Annotated in this window: 15 protein-coding genes; 9 read left to right on the plus strand and 6 right to left on the minus strand. The window is 44.3% G+C overall.

The features are described 5' to 3' along the window. Positions 1-154: 154 nt before the first annotated feature. From LQ247_RS18245 to LQ247_RS18265, 5 genes are all read left to right on the plus strand, one after another. On the plus strand, positions 155-3,841 hold the full coding sequence (locus tag LQ247_RS18245; RefSeq protein ID WP_023857571.1) for a nitrate reductase subunit alpha: 3,687 nt from the start codon (positions 155-157) through the stop codon (positions 3,839-3,841). Then, positions 3,831-5,300, plus strand: coding sequence for a nitrate reductase subunit beta (narH, locus tag LQ247_RS18250; protein WP_020451629.1), 1,470 nt, complete (start codon positions 3,831-3,833; stop codon positions 5,298-5,300). The genes LQ247_RS18245 and narH overlap by 11 nt, the downstream gene beginning before the upstream one ends. A gap of 17 nt (positions 5,301-5,317) precedes the next feature. Then, a complete protein-coding gene (gene narJ / locus LQ247_RS18255; protein ID WP_020451628.1) occupies positions 5,318-5,860 on the plus strand; it encodes a nitrate reductase molybdenum cofactor assembly chaperone in 543 nt (180 codons plus the stop codon). Then, positions 5,857-6,543, plus strand: a complete 687-nt coding sequence (gene narI / locus LQ247_RS18260) for a respiratory nitrate reductase subunit gamma (RefSeq protein WP_020451627.1) — start codon at positions 5,857-5,859, stop codon at positions 6,541-6,543. The genes narJ and narI overlap by 4 nt, the downstream gene beginning before the upstream one ends. 112 nt (positions 6,544-6,655) lie before the next feature. Beyond that, positions 6,656-7,000, plus strand: a complete 345-nt coding sequence (locus LQ247_RS18265) for a hypothetical protein (protein ID WP_020451626.1) — start codon at positions 6,656-6,658, stop codon at positions 6,998-7,000. 45 nt (positions 7,001-7,045) lie between these two features. Here LQ247_RS18265 and LQ247_RS18270 read toward each other — a convergent pair whose 3' ends face one another. Continuing rightward, complete coding sequence (locus LQ247_RS18270) at positions 7,046-8,458, minus strand: alanine/glycine:cation symporter family protein (protein ID WP_023857575.1); 1,413 nt, start codon at positions 8,456-8,458, stop codon at positions 7,046-7,048. 327 nt (positions 8,459-8,785) lie between these two features. Between LQ247_RS18270 and LQ247_RS18275 the strand changes: the two genes are divergently transcribed. From LQ247_RS18275 to LQ247_RS18280, 3 genes are all read left to right on the plus strand, one after another. Beyond that, positions 8,786-9,130 carry a hypothetical protein gene (locus tag LQ247_RS18275; RefSeq protein WP_020451623.1) on the plus strand — a complete coding sequence of 115 codons (345 nt, stop codon included), beginning with the start codon at positions 8,786-8,788 and terminating at the stop codon, positions 9,128-9,130. A gap of 28 nt (positions 9,131-9,158) precedes the next feature. Further along, positions 9,159-9,284 (plus strand): hypothetical protein, encoded by a 126-nt coding sequence (locus tag LQ247_RS22100; protein ID WP_020451622.1) that lies wholly within the window; start codon positions 9,159-9,161, stop codon positions 9,282-9,284. 309 nt (positions 9,285-9,593) lie between these two features. Then, positions 9,594-10,376 carry a (S)-acetoin forming diacetyl reductase gene (locus LQ247_RS18280; RefSeq protein WP_020451621.1) on the plus strand — a complete coding sequence of 261 codons (783 nt, stop codon included), beginning with the start codon at positions 9,594-9,596 and terminating at the stop codon, positions 10,374-10,376. Between the two features lie 226 nt (positions 10,377-10,602). On the opposite strand, the gene LQ247_RS18285 is transcribed toward LQ247_RS18280, so the two are convergent. From LQ247_RS18285 to LQ247_RS18300, 4 genes are all read right to left on the minus strand, one after another. Continuing rightward, positions 10,603-12,009 carry a sugar porter family MFS transporter gene (locus LQ247_RS18285; protein ID WP_026579648.1) on the minus strand — a complete coding sequence of 469 codons (1,407 nt, stop codon included), beginning with the start codon at positions 12,007-12,009 and terminating at the stop codon, positions 10,603-10,605. 281 nt (positions 12,010-12,290) lie between these two features. Next, positions 12,291-13,715 (minus strand): L-arabinose isomerase, encoded by a 1,425-nt coding sequence (araA, locus tag LQ247_RS18290; protein ID WP_020451619.1) that lies wholly within the window; start codon positions 13,713-13,715, stop codon positions 12,291-12,293. 43 nt (positions 13,716-13,758) lie between these two features. Continuing rightward, positions 13,759-14,454 (minus strand): L-ribulose-5-phosphate 4-epimerase, encoded by a 696-nt coding sequence (locus tag LQ247_RS18295; protein ID WP_039072737.1) that lies wholly within the window; start codon positions 14,452-14,454, stop codon positions 13,759-13,761. Between the two features lie 17 nt (positions 14,455-14,471). Further along, positions 14,472-16,079, minus strand: a complete 1,608-nt coding sequence (locus tag LQ247_RS18300) for a xylulokinase (protein WP_231006378.1) — start codon at positions 16,077-16,079, stop codon at positions 14,472-14,474. Between the two features lie 351 nt (positions 16,080-16,430). Between LQ247_RS18300 and LQ247_RS18305 the strand changes: the two genes are divergently transcribed. After that, entirely contained in the window at positions 16,431-17,522 is a 1,092-nt protein-coding gene (locus LQ247_RS18305) for a GntR family transcriptional regulator (protein WP_195536447.1), read from the plus strand. Between the two features lie 312 nt (positions 17,523-17,834). On the opposite strand, the gene parC is transcribed toward LQ247_RS18305, so the two are convergent. Continuing rightward, positions 17,835-20,258, minus strand: a complete 2,424-nt coding sequence (gene parC, locus LQ247_RS18310; RefSeq protein WP_020451615.1) for a DNA topoisomerase IV subunit A — start codon at positions 20,256-20,258, stop codon at positions 17,835-17,837.

Here is a 20,258-nt window from a genome sequence, read left to right on the forward strand (position 1 = left end):
CCATGCAGGCTGTTTTTTTGTCCTCCCTCTCCCCCTCCTGAAAATGTGACAAATTTGTGAAAACCCGAAACCATGTGACAAATTTAACAAGGTCCAGCGCCTCCTCCATATATAGTGAGGGTAGCATCACTGACTCAGAAGGAGTGAACCAGCAATGAAAAAAAAGAAACAGAGTCCCATTTTCAGGAGATTAAATTATTTCTCTCCTATTGAACGCCATTCCAATCAACACAGCCAAACCACTTATGAAGACCGGAATTGGGAAGATGTATACAGAAATAGATGGCAGCATGATAAAGTGGTTCGCTCTACCCACGGGGTGAACTGTACAGGCTCCTGCAGCTGGAATATCTACGTCAAAAACGGAATCGTCACATGGGAAGGGCAGCGACTCGATTACCCTTCGACTGGCCCTGATATGCCGGACTTTGAACCGCGCGGCTGTCCGAGGGGAGCGAGCTTTTCCTGGTATATATACAGCCCGCTCCGCGTGAAATATCCGTATGTACGCGGTGTGCTGATCCAGATGTGGCGCGAGGCGCTAAACAGCAGCAAAAATCCGCTGGAAGCATGGAAATCAATTATCGAAAACCCTGAAAAAGCAAAGGCCTATAAACAGGCGCGCGGAAAAGGCGGATTTGTCCGCGCCGAATGGAGCGAAGTCCTGAAGCTGATTTCGGCTTCCCTTCTGTACACCATTGCCAAATACGGTCCTGACCGAAATGTCGGCTTCTCGCCGATTCCAGCCATGTCGATGCTCAGCCACGCAGCAGGGTCACGCTTTATGTCCCTGATCGGCGGGCCGATGCTGAGCTTCTATGACTGGTATGCCGACCTCCCTCCTGCTTCACCGCAAATTTGGGGAGATCAAACCGACGTTCCGGAAAGCAGCGACTGGTACAATTCGGGCTACATCATGACATGGGGTTCTAATGTGCCGCTTACCAGAACGCCTGACGCTCACTTTTTAGCCGAAGCCCGCTATAAAGGAGCAAAAGTGATTTCGATCAGTCCGGACTTTGCCGAGTCCTCAAAGTTTTCCGATGATTGGCTGAGCATCAGACAAGGAACGGACGGCGCACTGGCCATGGCGATGGGCCACGTCATTCTGCAAGACTTTTATGTCAACCAGAAGACGGAGCGTTTTATTGATTATGCAAAACAATATACCGATTTCCCGTTTTTGGTGACTTTGAAAGAGGAAAACGGAACGTTCACAGCAGGCCGCTTCCTCCATGCTAAAGATATCGGGCGTGCGACAGAGCATGATGAGTGGAAGCCTGCCGTTTGGGACGAAGACACAGATGGATTTGCGATTCCGCAGGGCACGATGGGCTCCCGCTGGGACGGCCAAGGAAAATGGAATCTGCGCATGGTTGATGAGGATTCAGAAAAACCGATCACACCTCGGCTTTCCATGCTTGGACACGAAGATATGATCGGCACGGTCAACATTCCTTACTTCTCACATGACGGCAATAAAGTGCTTGAAAGACCGCTTCCGATCAAAAAAATGATTCTGGACGGAGAGGAAGTTTTTGTTTCTACCGTTTTCGACCTGACGCTCGCCAACTATGGCGTCAACCGCGGAATTGACGGGCAGACGCCGGCATCATTTGATGATCCTGAACCGTTTACACCGGCTTGGCAAGAGCCGATTACTGGCATTAAAAGTGAAATGGTGATCAAGATCGCAAGGGAATTCGCGCAAAATGCGATTGACACAGAGGGCCGTTCAATGATCATTGTCGGCGCCGGGATTAACCATTGGTTCAATTCAGACACCATTTACAGAGCTGTGCTGAACCTTGTGCTTCTCGTCGGAGCTCAAGGGGTTAACGGAGGCGGCTGGGCCCACTATGTCGGCCAGGAAAAACTCCGGCCGGCCGAAGGATGGCAGACGATCGCGACGGCCAAAGACTGGGGAGGCCCTGCCAAACTGCAAAACGGAACATCATTTTTCTACTTCGCTACCGACCAGTGGCGCTATGAAGATCAGGAAATCAGCGGGCTTGCTTCCCCTATCGCAAAAACATCGCGCTACAAGCACCACGCCGATTACAATGTGCTGGCGGCAAGACTCGGATGGCTTCCTTCGTATCCGACGTTTGAGAAAAACGGTATTGATCTGTATAAAGAAGCAGAAAAAGCAGGCGCTGAGAACGCTCAGCAAGTCGGAAGCTATATCGCCAGACAGCTTGAGGAGAAAAAGCTCAAGTTTTCAATTGAAGATCCTGACAATGAAAAGAACTTCCCGAGAAATCTATTTGTCTGGAGAGCCAACTTAATCTCGAGCTCCGGCAAAGGTCATGAATATTTTCTGAAGCACTTGCTCGGCACGACTAACGGACTGATGAACGATGATCAGGACAGCGTCCGTCCCGAAGAAATCACATGGCGTGACAAAGCGCCTGAAGGCAAACTCGACTTACTGGTCAATCTCGATTTCCGGATGGCGGGAACAGCCCTTTATTCAGACATCGTGCTCCCTGCGGCCACCTGGTACGAAAAACACGATCTCAGCAGCACGGATATGCATCCGTTCATCCACCCGTTTAACCCGGCAATCAGCGCGCCGTGGGAAGCAAAGTCTGATTGGGATATTTTCAAAGCATTGGCAAAAGCGGTTTCCAATCTGGCTGAAGAAATGGACATGGAACCTGTAAAAGAGGCTGTTGCGACTCCTCTTCTCCATGACACTCCACAGGAAATGGCGCAGCCGCTCGGGAAAATCAAAGATTGGAGCAAAGGCGACTGCCCTGCCGTTCCCGGCAAAACAATGCCGCAAATTCATGTTGTGGAACGGGATTACAAGCAGATTTTCAATAAGATGACATCGCTTGGGCCGAATGTTGTCAAACAGCCGTTTGGTACGAAAGGTATGAACTGGTCTGTTGAAGCGGAATATGATTCCCTCAAAAAAACGCTCGGCGTCGTAAAAGACGACACGATCGCCAAAGGCTGTCCTGACATCAGTGATGCAAGACAGGCTGCGGAAGCGGTATTGACCCTCTCTTCCACTTCAAACGGGAAAGTAGCCGTTAAAGCGTGGGAATCGCTTGAAAAAATAACGAATCTTGAGTTGAAAGACTTAGCTGAAGAACGGGAAGAGGAATGCTTTACATTTGAGCAAATTTCGGCTCAGCCGAAAACGGTGATCACCTCCCCTGCTTTCAGCGGTTCTGAAAAAGGCGGACGGCGCTATTCGCCGTTTACAACGAACGTTGAAAAACTGATTCCGTGGAGAACGCTGACCGGCAGACAGTCTTTTTACCTTGATCATGAAATGATGACGGAATTCGGCGAGAACATGGCGACATTCAAGCCGATCCTGATCCACCGCCCTTTCTTGAACAAGCGTCCGGATCAGGAAGGAAAAGAAATCGTTTTAAACTATTTAACGCCGCATAATAAATGGTCGGTTCACAGCATGTATTTTGATTCCCTGCCGATGCTTACCCTTTTCAGAGGCGGGCCGACAGTCTGGATGAATAAAGACGATGCGGAAGAAACCGACATTCAGGACAACGACTGGATCGAATGCTTCAACCGAAACGGAGTCGTCGTCGCACGGGCCGTGACATCACACCGGATTCCAAAAGGAATGGCCTTTATGCACCATGCCCAAGACCGGCATATCAATGTACCGGGAACAAAGCTGACGAATAACCGCGGTGGAACCCATAACAGTCCGACCCGCATCCATGTCAAGCCGACGCAGATGATCGGAGGCTACGGCCAGCTCAGCTACGGATTCAACTACTACGGGCCGACAGGAAATCAGCGCGACCTCAATGTCGTGATCAGAAAATTGAAGGAGGTCGATTGGCTTGAAGATTAAAGCTCAAATCGGAATGGTAATGAACCTTGATAAATGCATCGGCTGCCATACATGCAGCGTCACATGCAAAAACACATGGACAAACCGTTCCGGTGCAGAATATATGTACTTCAACAACGTCGAAACAAAACCGGGCATCGGCTACCCTAAACAATGGGAGGACCAGGATAAATACAGAGGCGGCTGGGAGCTGAAAAAAGGCAAACTTCAGCTCAAATCAGGCGCCAAAACAACGCGGCTCATGAATTTATTCTACAACCCGTACCAGCCGACGATCGATGACTACTATGAACCTTGGAACTATGATTATGAAACGCTGACAAACAGTCCGGAGAAAAAACACCAGCCTGTTGCAAGGCCGAAGTCTTCCATTACGGGAGACTTCATGAACCTTGAATGGGGTCCGAACTGGGAAGACGATCTTGCCGGCGGCCACATTACAGGCCTTCAAGATCCAAACGTCAAAAAAATGGAAGAATCGATCAAGACTGAATTTGAAGACGTCTTTATGATGTATCTGCCAAGGATATGCGAACACTGCATCAATCCTTCCTGCGTCTCCTCCTGTCCGTCGGGAGCGATGTACAAACGCGAAGAAGACGGGATCGTTCTCGTCGATCAAAATGCGTGCCGCTCATGGAGACACTGTGTATCATCATGCCCTTATAAAAAAGTGTATTTCAACTGGCAGACGAACAAGGCGGAAAAATGCACATTGTGCTTCCCTCGTCTTGAAGCAGGACTGCCGACAATCTGCTCTGAGACATGCGTCGGCAGAATCCGCTATCTCGGAGTCATGCTTTATGATGCAGATAAAGTCGAAGAAGCGGCTTCAGCCGAAAATGAAAAAGATCTATATCACTCCCAGCTGGAAATTTTCCTTGATCCGAATGATCCCGCTGTCGCAGAAGAAGCAAAAGCTCAAGGCATTCCGCTGGAGTGGATCGAAGCAGCGCAAAAATCTCCGATCTACAAAATGATCATCGATTGGAAAATCGCTCTGCCGCTGCATCCTGAATACCGGACATTGCCGATGGTATGGTATATTCCGCCGCTCAGTCCGATTATGAATATGTTTGAAGGAAAAGGAACGGCCCAATCAGCTGAAGATATCTTCCCTGCCATTGATGAAATGCGGATTCCGATCGAATATTTGGCCAATTTGCTGACTGCCGGTGATACACACCATATAAGAACGACATTAAAGAAAATGTCTGTGATGCGTATGTACATGCGAGCGACTCAAACAAACAAACAGATCGATTCAGCCCTGATTCAAGATACCGGATTGACTGAAGAGCAGATTGAAGATATGTACCGTCTGCTTGCGATCGCCAAATACGATGACCGCTTTGTCATTCCGCAAACCCATCGCGAAGAAGTCGCGGATCTGTACATGGAACAAGGAAGCTGCGGATTATCGTTTGCCGGAGGACCCGGCTCTTGCCAAAACATATAACACTGGAGGGAAGCTTCATGAATGGAACAGACAAACAAACCGTTTTTGCCGCTCTTTCTCACCTCCTCTCCTACCCTGATGAAGAGTGGAGAAAAGAACGTTCCGAATGGCAGCAGATCATCGGCGAAATCGAACATGAAGCGCTGAAAGGGCATCTGCTTGCCTTTTTGGAAAGCGCGGCTTCCTATTCGTCTGAGGAATTGATCGAAACGTACGTATATACGTTTGATTTCGGCAAAAAAACGAACCTTTATGTCACCTATTTCAACTCCGGTGAACAAAGGGAGCGCGGAATTGAATTGCTGCAGCTGAAAGATCTGTATCAGCAGTCCGGTTTTCAGCCGACAGACAAAGAGCTGCCGGATTATCTGCCGCTCATGCTTGAATTTGCTGCAGTCGCCGATCATGAAAAAGCTGCGGCTGTATTCCAAAAATACGCAGCGAACCTGGAAGAATTAAGATTGCAGCTTTCAGAGAATGAAAGCATCTATACGCCGTTATTAGACGGATTAATGATGATTTTAGAGGAAATTGGTGTTGAAAGGAATGTACAGCCATGATCGAACAAATCCTGTGGGTCATCCTCCCCTATATCGTCATCACCATTTTTATCGGAGGGCATATATACCGCTATCAACATGATCAGTTTGGCTGGACGGCCAAATCAAGCGAAATGCTCGAAAAGAAAAAATTGGCGCTTGGCAGCAGCCTTTTTCACTGGGGAATCTTTTTTGTCATCGGCGGGCATGTGATGGGAATTTTAATTCCGGAAAGCCTTTATCAAGCGCTCGGCGTATCAGAGCATATGTACCATAAAATCGCGATCGGTTTCGGACTGCCCGCGGGCATCGCCGCGCTGTCAGGACTTATCATATTGACCTACCGCAGATTCACGGACAAACGAATTCGAAAAACGAGCTCTGCCGGTGATTTCATCACGCTGGTCGCTTTGTTATTCGTCATGACGACTGGGCTTGCGGCAACCTTCTTGAACATCGATTCAAAAGGATTCGACTATCGGACAACAATCAGCCCGTGGTTTCGCAACATTTTCTTATTCAAGCCTGATGCCGGACTTATGGCGAGCGTGCCCCTCTGGTTTAAGCTTCATATTATGATGGGCTACGTCATTTTCATCGTCTGGCCGTTTACTCGGCTCGTCCACGTATTCAGCATGCCGCTAAAATATTTGACAAGAAGCTATGTTGTTTACCGAAAACGGGCGCCCCGCAAAAGCATTTAAACATTTTCCCTAAAGCCAAAACGGCTTTAGGGATTTTTTTCTCTATAGGCAAGCTACCCTTATTCCCTATCAATCATACGATAAAGCAAACCATCAGAAAGGAGCGTTTTTATTGTATCCATACGATCCTTCACTATATGATCCGTATCGCCAGCAATTTCCGCCGGGGCCGCCTCCAGGAGTTGGAGGACAGCAGCAACAGCAGTTTCTCCCCCCGCCGCCGAGCCAATTTCCGCAAGACACCGGCCCTTCGGTATTTGCCGTTGATCCCGGCGGAATCAGAAGATGCCTGTTCAAATATACATTCATCCGCTTAAGAAACGGCAGCCGCTTTTGGTTCTACCCGGTTTTCGTCGGACGTTATTCGATTGCGGGCTACCGCTGGAGACCGCGTCAATTCCGCTGGGTTTACTTCGGTATTGACTTGAACGAGATTACCTCATTCAGCTGTCAGTAAAAAAACAAGAAAAAGGCGCCCCAAGGACGCCTTTTTTCATATTGTTTATTTCGATTGCAATGTTTCCTTCTCGTCTTCCCAAGCCTCTGTGTTTTTCAGACCTGGAATCGAGCTTGCCTTAAAGACAGGGTTCTTCCCTGTTTTACGCTGATCAGTATAGTCTTTCAGCACTTTCGCGGCAATTCCGGAAAGAAGCAGAATCGCAATCAGGTTAATGATCGCCATTAATCCCATAAATAAATCCGCCATGTCCCACACAAGTTGAAAACCGGATACAGATCCGAAGATGACCATTGCGACAACAGCTGTACGGTAAACGGCAAGCGTCGTCTTGCTCTTTTTAATAAATTCAATATTCGTCTCACCATAATAGTAGTTTCCGACGATTGAGCTGAAAGCGAACAGGAAAATCGCCACTGCGACAAACGCAGGCGCCCAGCTTCCGACATGATGCTGCATGGCTGCTTGTGTAATTTGAATGCCGTCAAGCTCTTTGCCCGGCGTCAGATTGAAAAGCAGAATCATAAAGGCTGTCGCACTGCAGATAACCATCGTATCAAAGAATACGCCAAGCGTTTGGATAAAACCTTGCTTCGCCGGGTGAGAGACATTGGCAGTCGCCGCTGCGTTCGGCGCGCTTCCCATTCCGGCTTCGTTTGAAAACAAGCCGCGCTTCGCACCGATAATAATGATGCTGCCGAGCGTACCCCCTGCAATCTGCTCGATCCCGAAAGCATCTTTCACAATCATCGCGAAAACGGCCGGTATTTGAGAAATATTCGTCAGCACGACAAATAAAGCAAGTCCAAGATAAATGACCGCCATAACCGGAACGATCAACTGCGAAACTGTCACAACGCGTTTCAAACCGCCGAAAATGATAAATCCGGTCAATACCGCCAAAACAATTCCGACCGTTGTTTTATCAAGGTTGAAAGCCCCTTCCATCGAACCGACGATCGTATTGGCTTGCACCGCATTAAAGATCAATCCGAATGTAATCGTAATCAAAACGGCAAAGATAATGCCCATCCATCTGGCGCCCAGCGCTTTTTCCATGTAATAAGCTGGGCCCCCTCTGAAATGATCGCCGTCTTTGACCTTGTACACTTGAGCCAGCGTACTCTCCACAAAGCTGGAAGCCATACCGACAAGCGCGACAACCCACATCCAAAAGACCGCTCCAGGTCCTCCTGTTGCAACAGCAAGCGCGACACCGGTCAGGTTACCCGTGCCGACACGCGAAGCGGCGGAAATAAAGAAAGCCTGCAAAGACGAGACGCCTTTTCCTTTCTCCTCCTTTTGTCCGACGATACGAAACATCTCGAAGAAATAGCGGAATTGAACGAATTTCAATTTAAAAGTAAAGAACAGGCCTATTCCTATTAATATATAGACTAAATAAGTCCAAATAAAACCGCTTGGGACATTGATGATTTCGCTTAAAATTTCTTCCATAGCACCCTCCTGAAACAAACGAATTTTGTTTTGATGTTAAGTTTTCTAACATGATAGGATTATATCATAATAATGACACAAGAAAAACTAGATAGAATTTTCTGTCTTTTAAACATAAAGGCTGTTAACATCATTATTACTTTAGTCCCAATGCTCATTATAGCAGAGTATCATCTTTATTCATATATAAAAATGCGCTTTCATTCCAAGTGCGTTGCGAAAAATCTCATATTGTCAATAAATATTTGCCAACTGTCACAAAATAATCATCTTTTCTTATAACATAAAATATGCTAAGATGATGAGATACTAAGGGGATGAGATCCAATGAAAAAGACATTGTTTCTGCAACTGTCCATATTCTTTTTAGTCATTGCGAGCCTTCATTCGTTCTCAATGCCCCAGATGCCGGCAAATCACCATACGCAAAAAGCCGCTGTTTCAGGAGACGAACTCCATGAACTGACAGCCGGCAAATATGGTGAAGAAAAGGCGAAATCATTGTGGAATTCACTCGGCTTCGGAGCTGAATCCATCCTTCTCTTCATCTTAGCTGCGGCTTCCGGCCAGGCGTTCATGATGAACAGGCGGAAAGAGCATCTGAAGGCATTTATGCTCGCGGTGTTCTATCACTCTTCTTATTTCGATAAAGCGCATGTTTTAAAACCATAACCATACGAAAAAAACGGGAGGTTTTAACATGTTATTTATTATAAGAACGGTGATTATTGGACTATTTTCATTAGCAGCAATCAATTTGTTTGTTTTTCAAGGAATTGAATTCATGCACGCGATTACCGACCTTTTCAATCGCCAGGACAGCTGAATTTGAAGCGATTTGAAAAAGCTAGACAATAAAATTCATGAAACAGTTTGATTGGCATGAGTCCGGCACTGCACGGATTCATGCCTTTTCATTTGGTCTTCCTTCGTCTTGTGATTGCAGTAAAAGCGGAACAATCCTATTATACTTAAATACAGCTTTTCCATCTTCTTCAAAAACAATTAAATTTTTTCGAAAAATTTTAAACATTTTTTCAACAACTGCCGGGATTTTATTTCAAATCTACAAATATAAGATATAATGTTTCTGTACCAATTAAATACCAATTACTTATAGAAAGAAGATGTTCATATGAGTAAAGTATCTGGAAAAATTGCTTTTGTTACTGGCGGAGGCCAAGGAATTGGCGAAGCAATCTGCAAACGTTTGGCGGAGGATGGGTTCGCTGTTGCAGTTGCCGATTATAATGTAGAAACTGCAACACAAGTTGCTGAGGACATTAACCAGCATAACGGTAAGGCAATTGCAGTTAAAGTGGATGTTGCTGATCGGGACGATGTTTTTAAAGCAGTCGATGAAACGGTTAAACGCCTCGGCGGTCTTGATGTGGTGATCAATAATGCAGGTCTTGGACCAACCACACCTATTGAAAGCATTACATATGAAGATTATCGGAAAATCTATGATGTTAACGTCGGCGGTACTTATTGGGGAATTCAAGCAGCTGTAAAAGCCTTTAAAGAACTTGGACACGGCGGGAAAATCATTAATGCTTCTTCTCAAGCCGGTCAAGTCGGTAACCCAGGCTTGGCAGTTTACGGCGGAACAAAGTTCGCTGTTCGCGGGATTACGCAAACGGCGGCAAAAGATCTAGCTGAATTAGGCATTACGGTTAACGCCTTTTGTCCGGGTATCGTAAAAACGCCTATGATGATGGGGATTGCACAGCAAACCGCTGATGAAGCAGGCAAGCCATTTGAATGGGGAATGGAACAATTCGCTAAAAATATTGCATTAAAACGCTTATCAGAGCCGGAAGATGTAGCAGCATGCGTTTCTTATCTTGCAGGGCCGGATTCAGATTATATGACCGGCCAGTCTCTTATCATTGATGGCGGAATGGTATTTAATTAATTTTAAAATCATATTCAATATGGAGGGCGGAGTTTTCCACCTCCATATTGAAATAACAAGCTAGAGCTGATATGTCACGGTTCGTCCAATCACGCCCCGTTTAAAAATTTGGACCAAAGAGCGTCTTCCCTTTTGAAACCCCCTGTTTCAAAATGAACTAGTGCGAAGATTTCCCCTGCGATAAGCGGCACCCAAGATAGCTCTTTTCGATTCCCCACTCCAAGCCTCATAGGTTTATTTGCGCGCTTTTTCCGCCAATTTGTTTATTTCCTCCATTTTTTTCGATTTCCTCTAAACTGCGACCTCGAGTTTCAGGGACGCGTGTCCGGATAAATACAACTCCAAGTAAACAAATAACACCGAAGATTGCAAACACAGCTTCTTGAGACATCGAAGCGGTCATAATAGGAAATAGCAATCCAACCAAGAAAGAGCCGATCCAGTTAAATGATGAAGCTATTCCAGACGCGCGCCCGCGAATGACCAGAGGGAAAATTTCTCCAACGATGACCCAAGTTAAAGGAGCCCACGTGAATGAATAAAGTGCTACATAGATACTTAAAAAGACAACCATCATCATCGGATTTGCATTAGGAATTAATATATTCAATATTGCCGGCAAAATAAAGGACAGCCCCATAACGGTTCCGCCTACTGTTAATAAAGTACGGCGATTAAATTTATCAGCGATCATGATGAATAGCAATGAACCTAGCACGAGAATAACACCTTGAATAATCGGCCACATCAACGCTGAACTTGCCGCATTCCCTGTTGCTTTTTCTACAATCAAAGGAATGTAATAAAAAATTGCGTTAGCACCCTGGAATTGTTGAAAAGCGGCAACACCCACACCAGCAATTAATAAAAAACGATATTTATTACTTAAGAGTGTAGCCCATGATGCTTTTTGATTTGCCTTTGTTTCCTCTCTGGCAGTTTCTTGTATTTGTGCTATTTCAGAATCAATCTCCCCTTTGTTAGAGCGAATATAGCTCAACACCTTGCGTGCTTCATCAAGTTTATTGTTCTTGATTAAAAAACGAGGTGATTCAGGTAACTTTAACATTCCAACATATAAGATCACAGCAGGTACGGCAGCCAAACCAAGCATCAACCGCCATGCCATTGTTTCCGGCAAATCTTTCAATAGAAAATCAACAATGTAAGAAAGCAACATTCCAGAACAAATCATGGTTTGATTAATTCCTGACAGCCGTCCGCGTAAACGTGCAGGCGCCATTTCCGACATATAGGCCGGGACCAATGCAGAGGCAGCACCAACGGCCAATCCTAATAAAACCCGAGAAATAATTAAAAACAGTACCCCATTATGAGGTGCTATTCCTGACAAAATGGATCCAACAACAAAAATGACAGCGGAAATTAAAATCATTTTGCGACGTCCCAAACGATCAGAAAGTTGTCCGGCCAGGGCGCCTCCAAAAATAGCGCCTAACATGACCGAAGAAGTAATCCAGCCAATAACCCCGGCGTTGTCTTGAAGGTTCCAATCGTGTTGCAGAAAAGGCAAAGCACCCGTCATAACGCCGATATCATAACCGAAAAGAATGCCGGCAAAAGCCCCGAAAAAATAAATGAAGCCACTTGAGATTTTCTTTTCATTAACCATTTAAGTTCCCTCCTCAAGGTTGAAATTATATTGTGTAATCCAGCCACCAAAATTATCGATGGCTTTTTCAGAAATCATTAAAGTGTTTCCAAACTGCAAATACATGCTAGGATATTGGTGGGATTTCTCACTAAACCTCATGGTTTTATTCGCCTATTATTAAACGCTTTCAATTTTTCCGGAACATAACGATAACGCTTACAAAATCATGAATATTTTGATATCTGATATCCCTATTTTTCACCTCCAAGGAAGCAGAGCCTCCTCGGAGGTTAGAGGCATTACTTAATCACTACATATTCCAGGTCAACCAGCTTTGCATAAGTGATCATTTGGTCTGTTGTTAAATTCAATGAAACAACTGTATGGTGACCGCCGCCGTTTTCAAGCCACGCTTTCACTCCATCCTGAAAGTTAGGCTTCACTTCCCAAAGCACCCGTGCCACCGGAAGGTTTGGTGCCGGAACAGTTGGTTCAAATGCAGAAACTTCGTTAATCAACAGTTTGTAATGCGTACCAAAGTCTGCCATCGAAACAACCACACCATCTCCTGCTTTTCCGTCGAACACTAAGCGTGCCGGGTCTTCACGATCACCAATACCTAATGGAGATACGATAATTTTCGGTTTGTTGCTTGCTAAAGATGGGTCAACTTCAAGCATATGTGATTGAAGGATTGATTCTTGACCGGCAGCTAATTCATATGTGTAATCTTCCATAAAGCCGGTTGATTGGTTACGGCTCATCACTTTGAGTAAACGATCGAGCGCTGCAGTTTTCCAATCTCCTTCACCAGCAAAGCCATATCCTTGGGCCATCAAACGTTGGACGGCAAGACCCGGAAGTTGTTTCATCCCATATAAATCTTCAAAGTTAGTTGTGAAGGCATTATAACCACCATCATCCAGGAAACGTTTAATGGCGATTTCATAGCTTGCTTGTACTTTTACGCTCTTCTCCCAATCTTCCTGACTGTAAGTACCATAATCAAATTCATAAAGGTCTGCATATTCAGCAAACAATCGATTAATTTCTTCATCTGTAACCGCATTCACGTATTGAACAAGATCACCAATGCCAAAGTAATCAACTGTCCAGCCAAATTGAATTTGTGCTTCAACCTTATCCCCTTCAGTAACAGCAACGTTACGCATGTTGTCACCAAATCGGGCGACCTTGATGTTGAAGCTTTCGTTATAAGCAACCGCTACGTCCATCCATTCCGCAATTTGCTGTTGCACTTCAGGGCGTTCCCAATAACCTACGACAACTTTATTTTGTTTTTGCAAACGGGCATTGATAAAACCATATTCACGGTCCCCATGAGCAGATTGGTTTAGGTTCATAAAGTCCATGTCAATCGTTGTCCACGGAATACTTTCATTAAATTGTGTCGCTAAATGAAGTAACGGTTTTTGTAATAATTTTGTTCCGCGAATCCACATTTTTGCAGGTGAAAAAGTATGCATCCAAGTGATAACACCGGCAACTTCGTCACGATAGTTCACTTCTTTCATGATGCTTGTGATTTTATCTGCACTAACAGCTAAATCTTGCAATACAAGCGGGTATGGCAATACAGCGCTTTCATTTAATGCATCAGTCACGGCTTGCGCGTGCGCTCTGACTTCTTCAAGCGCTTCTTCCCCATAAAGATGTTGTGAACCTACGACAAACCAGAATTCTTTTTTTCCTTGTGTTAACATCATAACCCTCTTTTCTTAAATGAATAGTTTGATAGAATTGATTTTACTTTTGACCATAATAAGCATTTTTACCGTGTTTTCGTAAATAATGTTTATCTAAAATACATTGTGGTAATTCTTTTGCAAAATGATTTAATTCTCGGGTAAATAAATTCATTTTCGCGACTTCATCCAACACCACACTATTCAATACTGCTGATTTTACATCTTTGCCCCAAGTAAATGGACCATGACCATGAAGTAAGACACCGGGAACAGCTAAAATATCTAACCCGCGCTCTTCAAATGTTTCGATAATGACATTACCTGTTTCTACTTCGTAACCTCGATCAACCTCCTCTTGTGTCAAGTATCGGGCGCATGGCACGGAACCATAGAATGTGTCTGCATGAGTGGTCCCCATCGCCGGAACATCAAGGCCTGCTTGAGCCCAGATTGTCGCCCAAGTTGAATGAGTGTGTACAATTCCTCCAATTTCAGGATAATGCTTATAAAGTACCGCGTGAGTCGCTGTATCTGATGAAGGTCTCAGCTCTCCTTCAACAATATTGCCATCTAAATCAACAACCACCATATCACTAGCTTTCATTGTTTCATAATCAACACCACTAGGTTTGATAACGAATAAACCAGTTTCACGGTCAATGGCACTTGCATTTCCCCATGTGTATTTCACAAGTCCGTATTTAGGCAAGTCCAAATTTGCTTGTAACACTTCTTCTTTCAGTTGTTCTAGCACGTCAACCCCTCCACTCATTAAATCAAATGATCCACAGCGGCCTGCTCAATCATTAAACCTTTTTTGTACCGTTCGATAAATGCTTCAAATCCTTCAACATCTAATTGATCAGGGTAAATTTCTTGCCCGGCATCCTCTTCAAAGACTTTTTTGTCGAGGAAATCTTCTAAGCTTTCTTGTTGATCTTTGTTCATCATGTAAGATGCAAGAATAGCCATTCCCCACGCACCGCCCTCTCCGGCAGTTGCCATAACTGATACTGGCGTATTCATTGCAGCTGCAACAATTTTTTGTCCGACAAGAGGGGTTTTGAATAAACCGCCGTGAGCTAAAATGCTATCAATATCAATATTTTCCTCTTTGGTCAAAATATCCATTCCGATTTTCAAAGCTGCAAAAGCTGCAAAAAGGTGTGTCCGCATGAAGTTTGCTAAATCGAAACGACTCTCTGGTGAGCGGACAAATAACGGCCGGCCTTTTTCTAGTCCTGTAATATTTTCACCAGAGAAATAACCGTAGCTTAGTAAGCCACCGCCGTCTGAGTCAGCCTCCAATGCTTTATTCAACACCACTTCGAATAATTTATTCATTTCAACCTTTTGTCCCATTGCCTCAAAAAATTCACGAAACAACCCTAGCCAAGCATTCAAATCGCTTGAGCAGTTATTCGCATGAACCATTCCAACCGGACTGCCGTTTGGCGTTGTTACCAAATCAATTTCTGGATATACTTTCGAAAGTTCTTTCTCTAATACAATCATGGCAAAAACTGAAGTTCCTACTGAGATGTTTCCAGTGCGTTTCCTCACACTATTCGTAGCAACCATTCCTGTTCCAGCATCGCCTTCCGGCGGACAAACCGGAATGCCCGGTTGTAAATTTTTTGACTGATCCAGAATTTTCGCGCCAATTTCGGTTAATTCGCCAGCTTGCTCGCCTGAAATATAAACTTTAGGAAGAATATCCTTTATACTCCAAGGATAGCCTTTGTTCGAAATCAGTTCATCAAACTGCTTGAGCATCGATTCATTGTAATTTTGCGTTGATTCATCAATTGGGAACATGCCCGAAGCATCTCCAATGCCAATTGCTTTATTGCCAGTCAGCAACCAGTGAATGTACCCAGCTAAAGTGGTGATATAATCAATGCGAGGCAAATGTTTCTCTTCATTTAATATCGCTTGATATAAATGAGCAATACTCCACCGTTCAGGGATATTGAATTGAAATTGATCAGTTAATTCTTTTGCTGCAGCACCGGTTGTTGAGTTACGCCAAGTTCGAAACGGAACAAGCAGCTCCCCTGTGTTGTCAAAAGCCATATATCCATGCATCATTGCAGAAAATCCAATAGAACCGATTTTGCGAATGGTGATGCCATAATTTCGTTCAACATCATTCTTCATTTCACTATAAGCTGTTTGCAACCCAGTGATAATATCTACTAAGTTGTACGTCCAAAATCCATCTTCCAAGCGGTTTTCCCACTCATAACTTCCAGATGCGATTGTTTCAAAACTGCTATCAATCAACACTGCTTTAATACGTGTGGATCCGAATTCAATTCCAAGCGATGTTTCTCCCTCAGTTATCGCCTGCTTGATGTTTACTTGATTCGCTTTCACGTTATCCCCCCTCTGATAGCGATTTCAATATTATTCGAAAGAAGGCATTCCCCTTTTCGCTTAACTTAATTACAGACTTAGTATATTTTTTGTACGTACATTTGTCAATCAATAATATAATATGTTCATATAAATATCACAACGATATTTCTATTCTTTTTCTCTTCATGCTTATAATAAAAAGTATTTGTATAACATGAAATTTAAAGAAAAAAATTAGAATTACTTATTCATTTTCACGAAAATAAGGTGAAATCTTTTCATTCATTGAAAGCCATGATAAAATATGTCCACACAAATCATTCAATTAAAAAAATTAGAATGCGAACAACTATGAAAGAAGTGAGTGAAATGAAACCAAAGTATAAGATCATCATTAATGATATAAAAAGTAAAATCCTTTCAGGAGTTTACAGGGTAGGAGAACAAATTCCTACTGAATCCGCCATACAAGAAGAATACAAAGTCAGCCGGCACACTGTTCGAAAGGCGATTTTAGAGCTGGCGAACGAGGGGTTTTTAAGAAGTGAAAAAGGATCTGGCACTTATGTAAGTAACCAGTATCAATCAAAACCTGGAGGGAATTCCAATAATAAAATAATCGGTGTAATTACGACCTACATTTCAGATTACATTTTCCCCTCAATTATTCGCGGAATTGAAGGGAGATTGAATGAGGCTAATTATTCGTTACTATTAGCTAGTACAAATAATGATGTCGAACAAGAAAAAAAAGCTTTGGAAATGATGTTGTCATTTGGCGTCGATGGTTTAATTGTTGAACCTACGAAAAGTAATCTATACAATCCCAATATTGCTTACTATTTATCGTTTAAGGAACAGGATATTCCTTTCATCATGATCAATGCTTATTATGAAGAATTAGATGTTCCTTTTCTTTGTCTCGATGATGTGCAGTCCAGCTATCTCGCAACAAAAGAATTAATATCAAAAGGACATACACAAATTGGTCTCATTTCAAAAATGGATGATTTACAAGGAAAGTATCGAATGAAGGGGTATATAAAAGCGCTTGGTGAAGCCAAATTACGATTTCAACCAGAGCATGTGCTTTCGTACAATACAGAGACGAAGCTGGATCTATACACAAACCTGAAGAAGTTTCTAAATGAAAAGAGAGACGTGTTGACTGCAATTGTTTGCTATAACGACGAAGTAGGATTGGAAGTAGCAAATGTATGCAGACAACTTAATATTTCTGTCCCGGACAAATTGTCAATTATTGGACAGGACAATTCGTATATTGCCAAAAATGCGAATATCAAACTAACAACATTGACACATCCTCAAGAACAAATGGGACACGATGCAGCTGATTGGGTCATCAAGAAATTGCAAGGAAAGAAGGATTTACCAAACGAAACCTACTATCAGCCTGTGTTAATTGAAGGTGAAACCGTAAAAGAGTTAGATGTACAATAATCTTGGTGTGATCAAGGAAAACCCAGTCCATGTGCACTAAAGGCGTGAACGCGGACTGGGTTGTTTTACTCTGTTATCAATTAAGCAGCAGAGAACTTTCATGTATTTGACGCTTACTCCAAAAAGAAAGCGAAAATCTCACCGATACGGGAAAAAGCTTGTATCACAAGAAAGTAGCCTAGCGTTAAAAAGTGAACTGTGTAAAGTTTATCTGGCATGCTCTTTTTCTGCAGCATTCTTCGTTGTCTTGCAGAATGGCTCTATTCTTGATAGGCATGTGGTGATATCCCTAGAATTGGGCGCAGGTCGATTTCACTCCCGTTCATGTTTGCTGATCCATACATCCGTTACTTCCCCTGCCTCATCTTCGTCGATGATGAAAGAACCGTTGCTGTACCGGTCATGAAGCTTGATATCTTTGACAAGCATCTCCTCTGTGATGCCTTTTTCGGTTTGAAGCGTGATTTGAGCATGATATGAGCATGCGAGCAGCCCGGTGATGCGGTGAGGTTTTTTCTTCAATTCCCTCAGCATGAGAACCCCTCGTTTCGCCCGTGACGTTTTTTCAAATTCGGTGCGGTTCATCCGCTTAATAGATCCGCGCTGGGTCACGAGCACAAGCACATCCGATTCTTCTAAAACCTGCCCGCTGGCGACAAAGTCGCCGTCTTTCAAATTGACGCCTTTGACACCGGCCGCCCTTGCGCCGACGACGCTAACCTCATCTTCTGAGAACCACAGACCGTAGCCGGAATGTGTCGCGATAAACAAATCTTTCGTTCCGTCCGTTACATGAACATCAACCACTTCATCGTCGCCTTTTAAGTTAAGAGCGACCAATGCTTTTGAATAGCGCTGTGCTTTATACTGCATCAGCTGAGTTCTTTTCGCCATTCCGTTTTTCGTAAAGAACAGCAGGTATTCAGATTCGGTAAACTCTCTGACAGGGATCGCCTTGACGATGGATTCATCGCTGTCGATCGATATGATATTCGTGATGTGCTGACCTAAGTCTTTCCATCTGATATCAGGAAGCTGGTGAACCGGACAATACACATAGCTTCCTTTATTTGTAAATAAGAGCAGTACGTCTGTCGTATTCATTTCCAGCTGACAGAGCAGACGGTCGGTATCTTTCATGCCGAAGTCCTGGCCGTTTGATGCAGCAAAAGACCGCTGGCTCGTTCGTTTAATATAACCGTCTTTCGTCACGGTCACATAAACGTCTTCAGACGCCACCATCACTTCAAGATTGATTTTGATTTCTTCAATTTTCTCCTCGATGACAGAGCGCCTTTGACCGGCATAGGTTTTTTTCACCTTTTTCAAGCTGTCTTTGATCACTTTCAAGAGTTTCTTGTCATTGGAAAGGATCTCTTCCAGCTCTTTGATCTTCTGGTCGAGTTCTTTTGCTTCTTCCTGGAGAGCCGTAATATCTGTGTTTGTCAGCCTGTACAGCTGCAATGAAACGATCGCTTCAGCCTGCGGCTCTGTAAATGCGAACTTTTCGATCAGATTGTTTTTGGCATCGCGCTTGTCATTGGAGGAGCGGATCGTCGCAATGACTTCATCCAAAATGGACAGTGCTTTCATCAATCCTTCTACGATATGATGCCTTTCCTTCGCTTTTTTCAGCTCATACTGAGAACGGTTGGTGATGACTTCTTTTTGGTGGCCGATATAAGCGTCCAAAATTGATGTGAGATTCATCAACATCGGTCTTCTGTTATGAATAGCCACCATGTTAAAGTTGTACGGAATCTGCAAATCCGAGTTTTTGTACAAGAAATTTAAAATACCTTGTGCATCCGCTTCTTTTTTCAGCTCAATCACGATTCTGAGTCCTGTCCGGTCGGTCTCGTCACGGACTTCGGAAATCCCTTCGACCTTCCGTTCAATCCTGAATTCGTCCATTTTTTTCACTAAATTCGCTTTGTTGACTTCAAACGGAATTTCAGTAATGACAATTTGCTGGCGGCCGCCTCTGATGGTTTCGATCTCGGCTTTGCCCCTGATGATGATTTTGCCTTTTCCGGTTTCATAGGCTTTTTTTATGCCTTCTTTACCCTGAATGATTCCTCCGGTCGGAAAGTCCGGTCCTTTTACGAGCTCCATGAGGTCATCCACACTGCAGTTCGGCGAGTCAATCCGCCTTATCACGGCATCGATCACTTCCCCGAGATGATGCGGCGGAATGTCAGTCGCATACCCGGCGGAAATCCCTGTCGATCCGTTGACAAGCAGGTTCGGGAACATCGCCGGAAGGACGACGGGCTCCTTGCTTGTATCATCAAAGTTTGGCACAAACTCGACCGTTTCTTTGTCAATATCTCGCAAAAGCTCTGAAGCGATCGCTGCGAGCCTTGCTTCTGTATAACGCATCGCAGCCGGCGGATCACCGTCGATGCTTCCGTTGTTACCGTGCATTTCAACCAGCACGTTGCGAACCTTCCAGTCCTGGCTCATCCGCACCATCGCTTCGTAGACCGAACTGTCTCCATGAGGATGATAGTTCCCGATTACATTACCGACCGTTTTTGCGGCCTTGCGGAAATTCTTATCGTGCGTGTTCCCTTCCGCATGCATGGCGTATAGGATTCTTCTTTGAACAGGCTTCAGGCCGTCCCTGGCGTCAGGGAGCGCCCGATCCTGAATAATATATTTGCTGTATCGGCCGAAACGGTCGCCGATCACGTCTTCCAATGGTAAATCATGATAAATCTCTGGCTGTGCCAT

This window comes from Bacillus sp. BS3(2021), assembly GCF_021043345.1.
GTDB lineage: Bacteria > Bacillota > Bacilli > Bacillales > Bacillaceae > Bacillus > Bacillus paralicheniformis.

Coding starts and splice junctions, on each gene's coding strand:
- LQ247_RS22100 (WP_020451622.1), top strand. CDS start 9,159: ATGTTATTTATTATAAGAACGGTGATTATTGGACTATTTTCATTAGCA.
- narJ (WP_020451628.1), top strand. CDS start 5,318: ATGAATGGAACAGACAAACAAACCGTTTTTGCCGCTCTTTCTCACCTC.
- LQ247_RS18245 (WP_023857571.1), top strand. CDS start 155: ATGAAAAAAAAGAAACAGAGTCCCATTTTCAGGAGATTAAATTATTTC.
- LQ247_RS18305 (WP_195536447.1), top strand. CDS start 16,431: ATGAAACCAAAGTATAAGATCATCATTAATGATATAAAAAGTAAAATC.
- araA (WP_020451619.1), bottom strand. CDS start 13,715: ATGTTAACACAAGGAAAAAAAGAATTCTGGTTTGTCGTAGGTTCACAA.
- LQ247_RS18270 (WP_023857575.1), bottom strand. CDS start 8,458: ATGGAAGAAATTTTAAGCGAAATCATCAATGTCCCAAGCGGTTTTATT.
- LQ247_RS18285 (WP_026579648.1), bottom strand. CDS start 12,009: ATGGTTAATGAAAAGAAAATCTCAAGTGGCTTCATTTATTTTTTCGGG.
- LQ247_RS18280 (WP_020451621.1), top strand. CDS start 9,594: ATGAGTAAAGTATCTGGAAAAATTGCTTTTGTTACTGGCGGAGGCCAA.
- LQ247_RS18275 (WP_020451623.1), top strand. CDS start 8,786: ATGAAAAAGACATTGTTTCTGCAACTGTCCATATTCTTTTTAGTCATT.
- narI (WP_020451627.1), top strand. CDS start 5,857: ATGATCGAACAAATCCTGTGGGTCATCCTCCCCTATATCGTCATCACC.
- parC (WP_020451615.1), bottom strand. CDS start 20,258: ATGGCACAGCCAGAGATTTATCATGATTTACCATTGGAAGACGTGATC.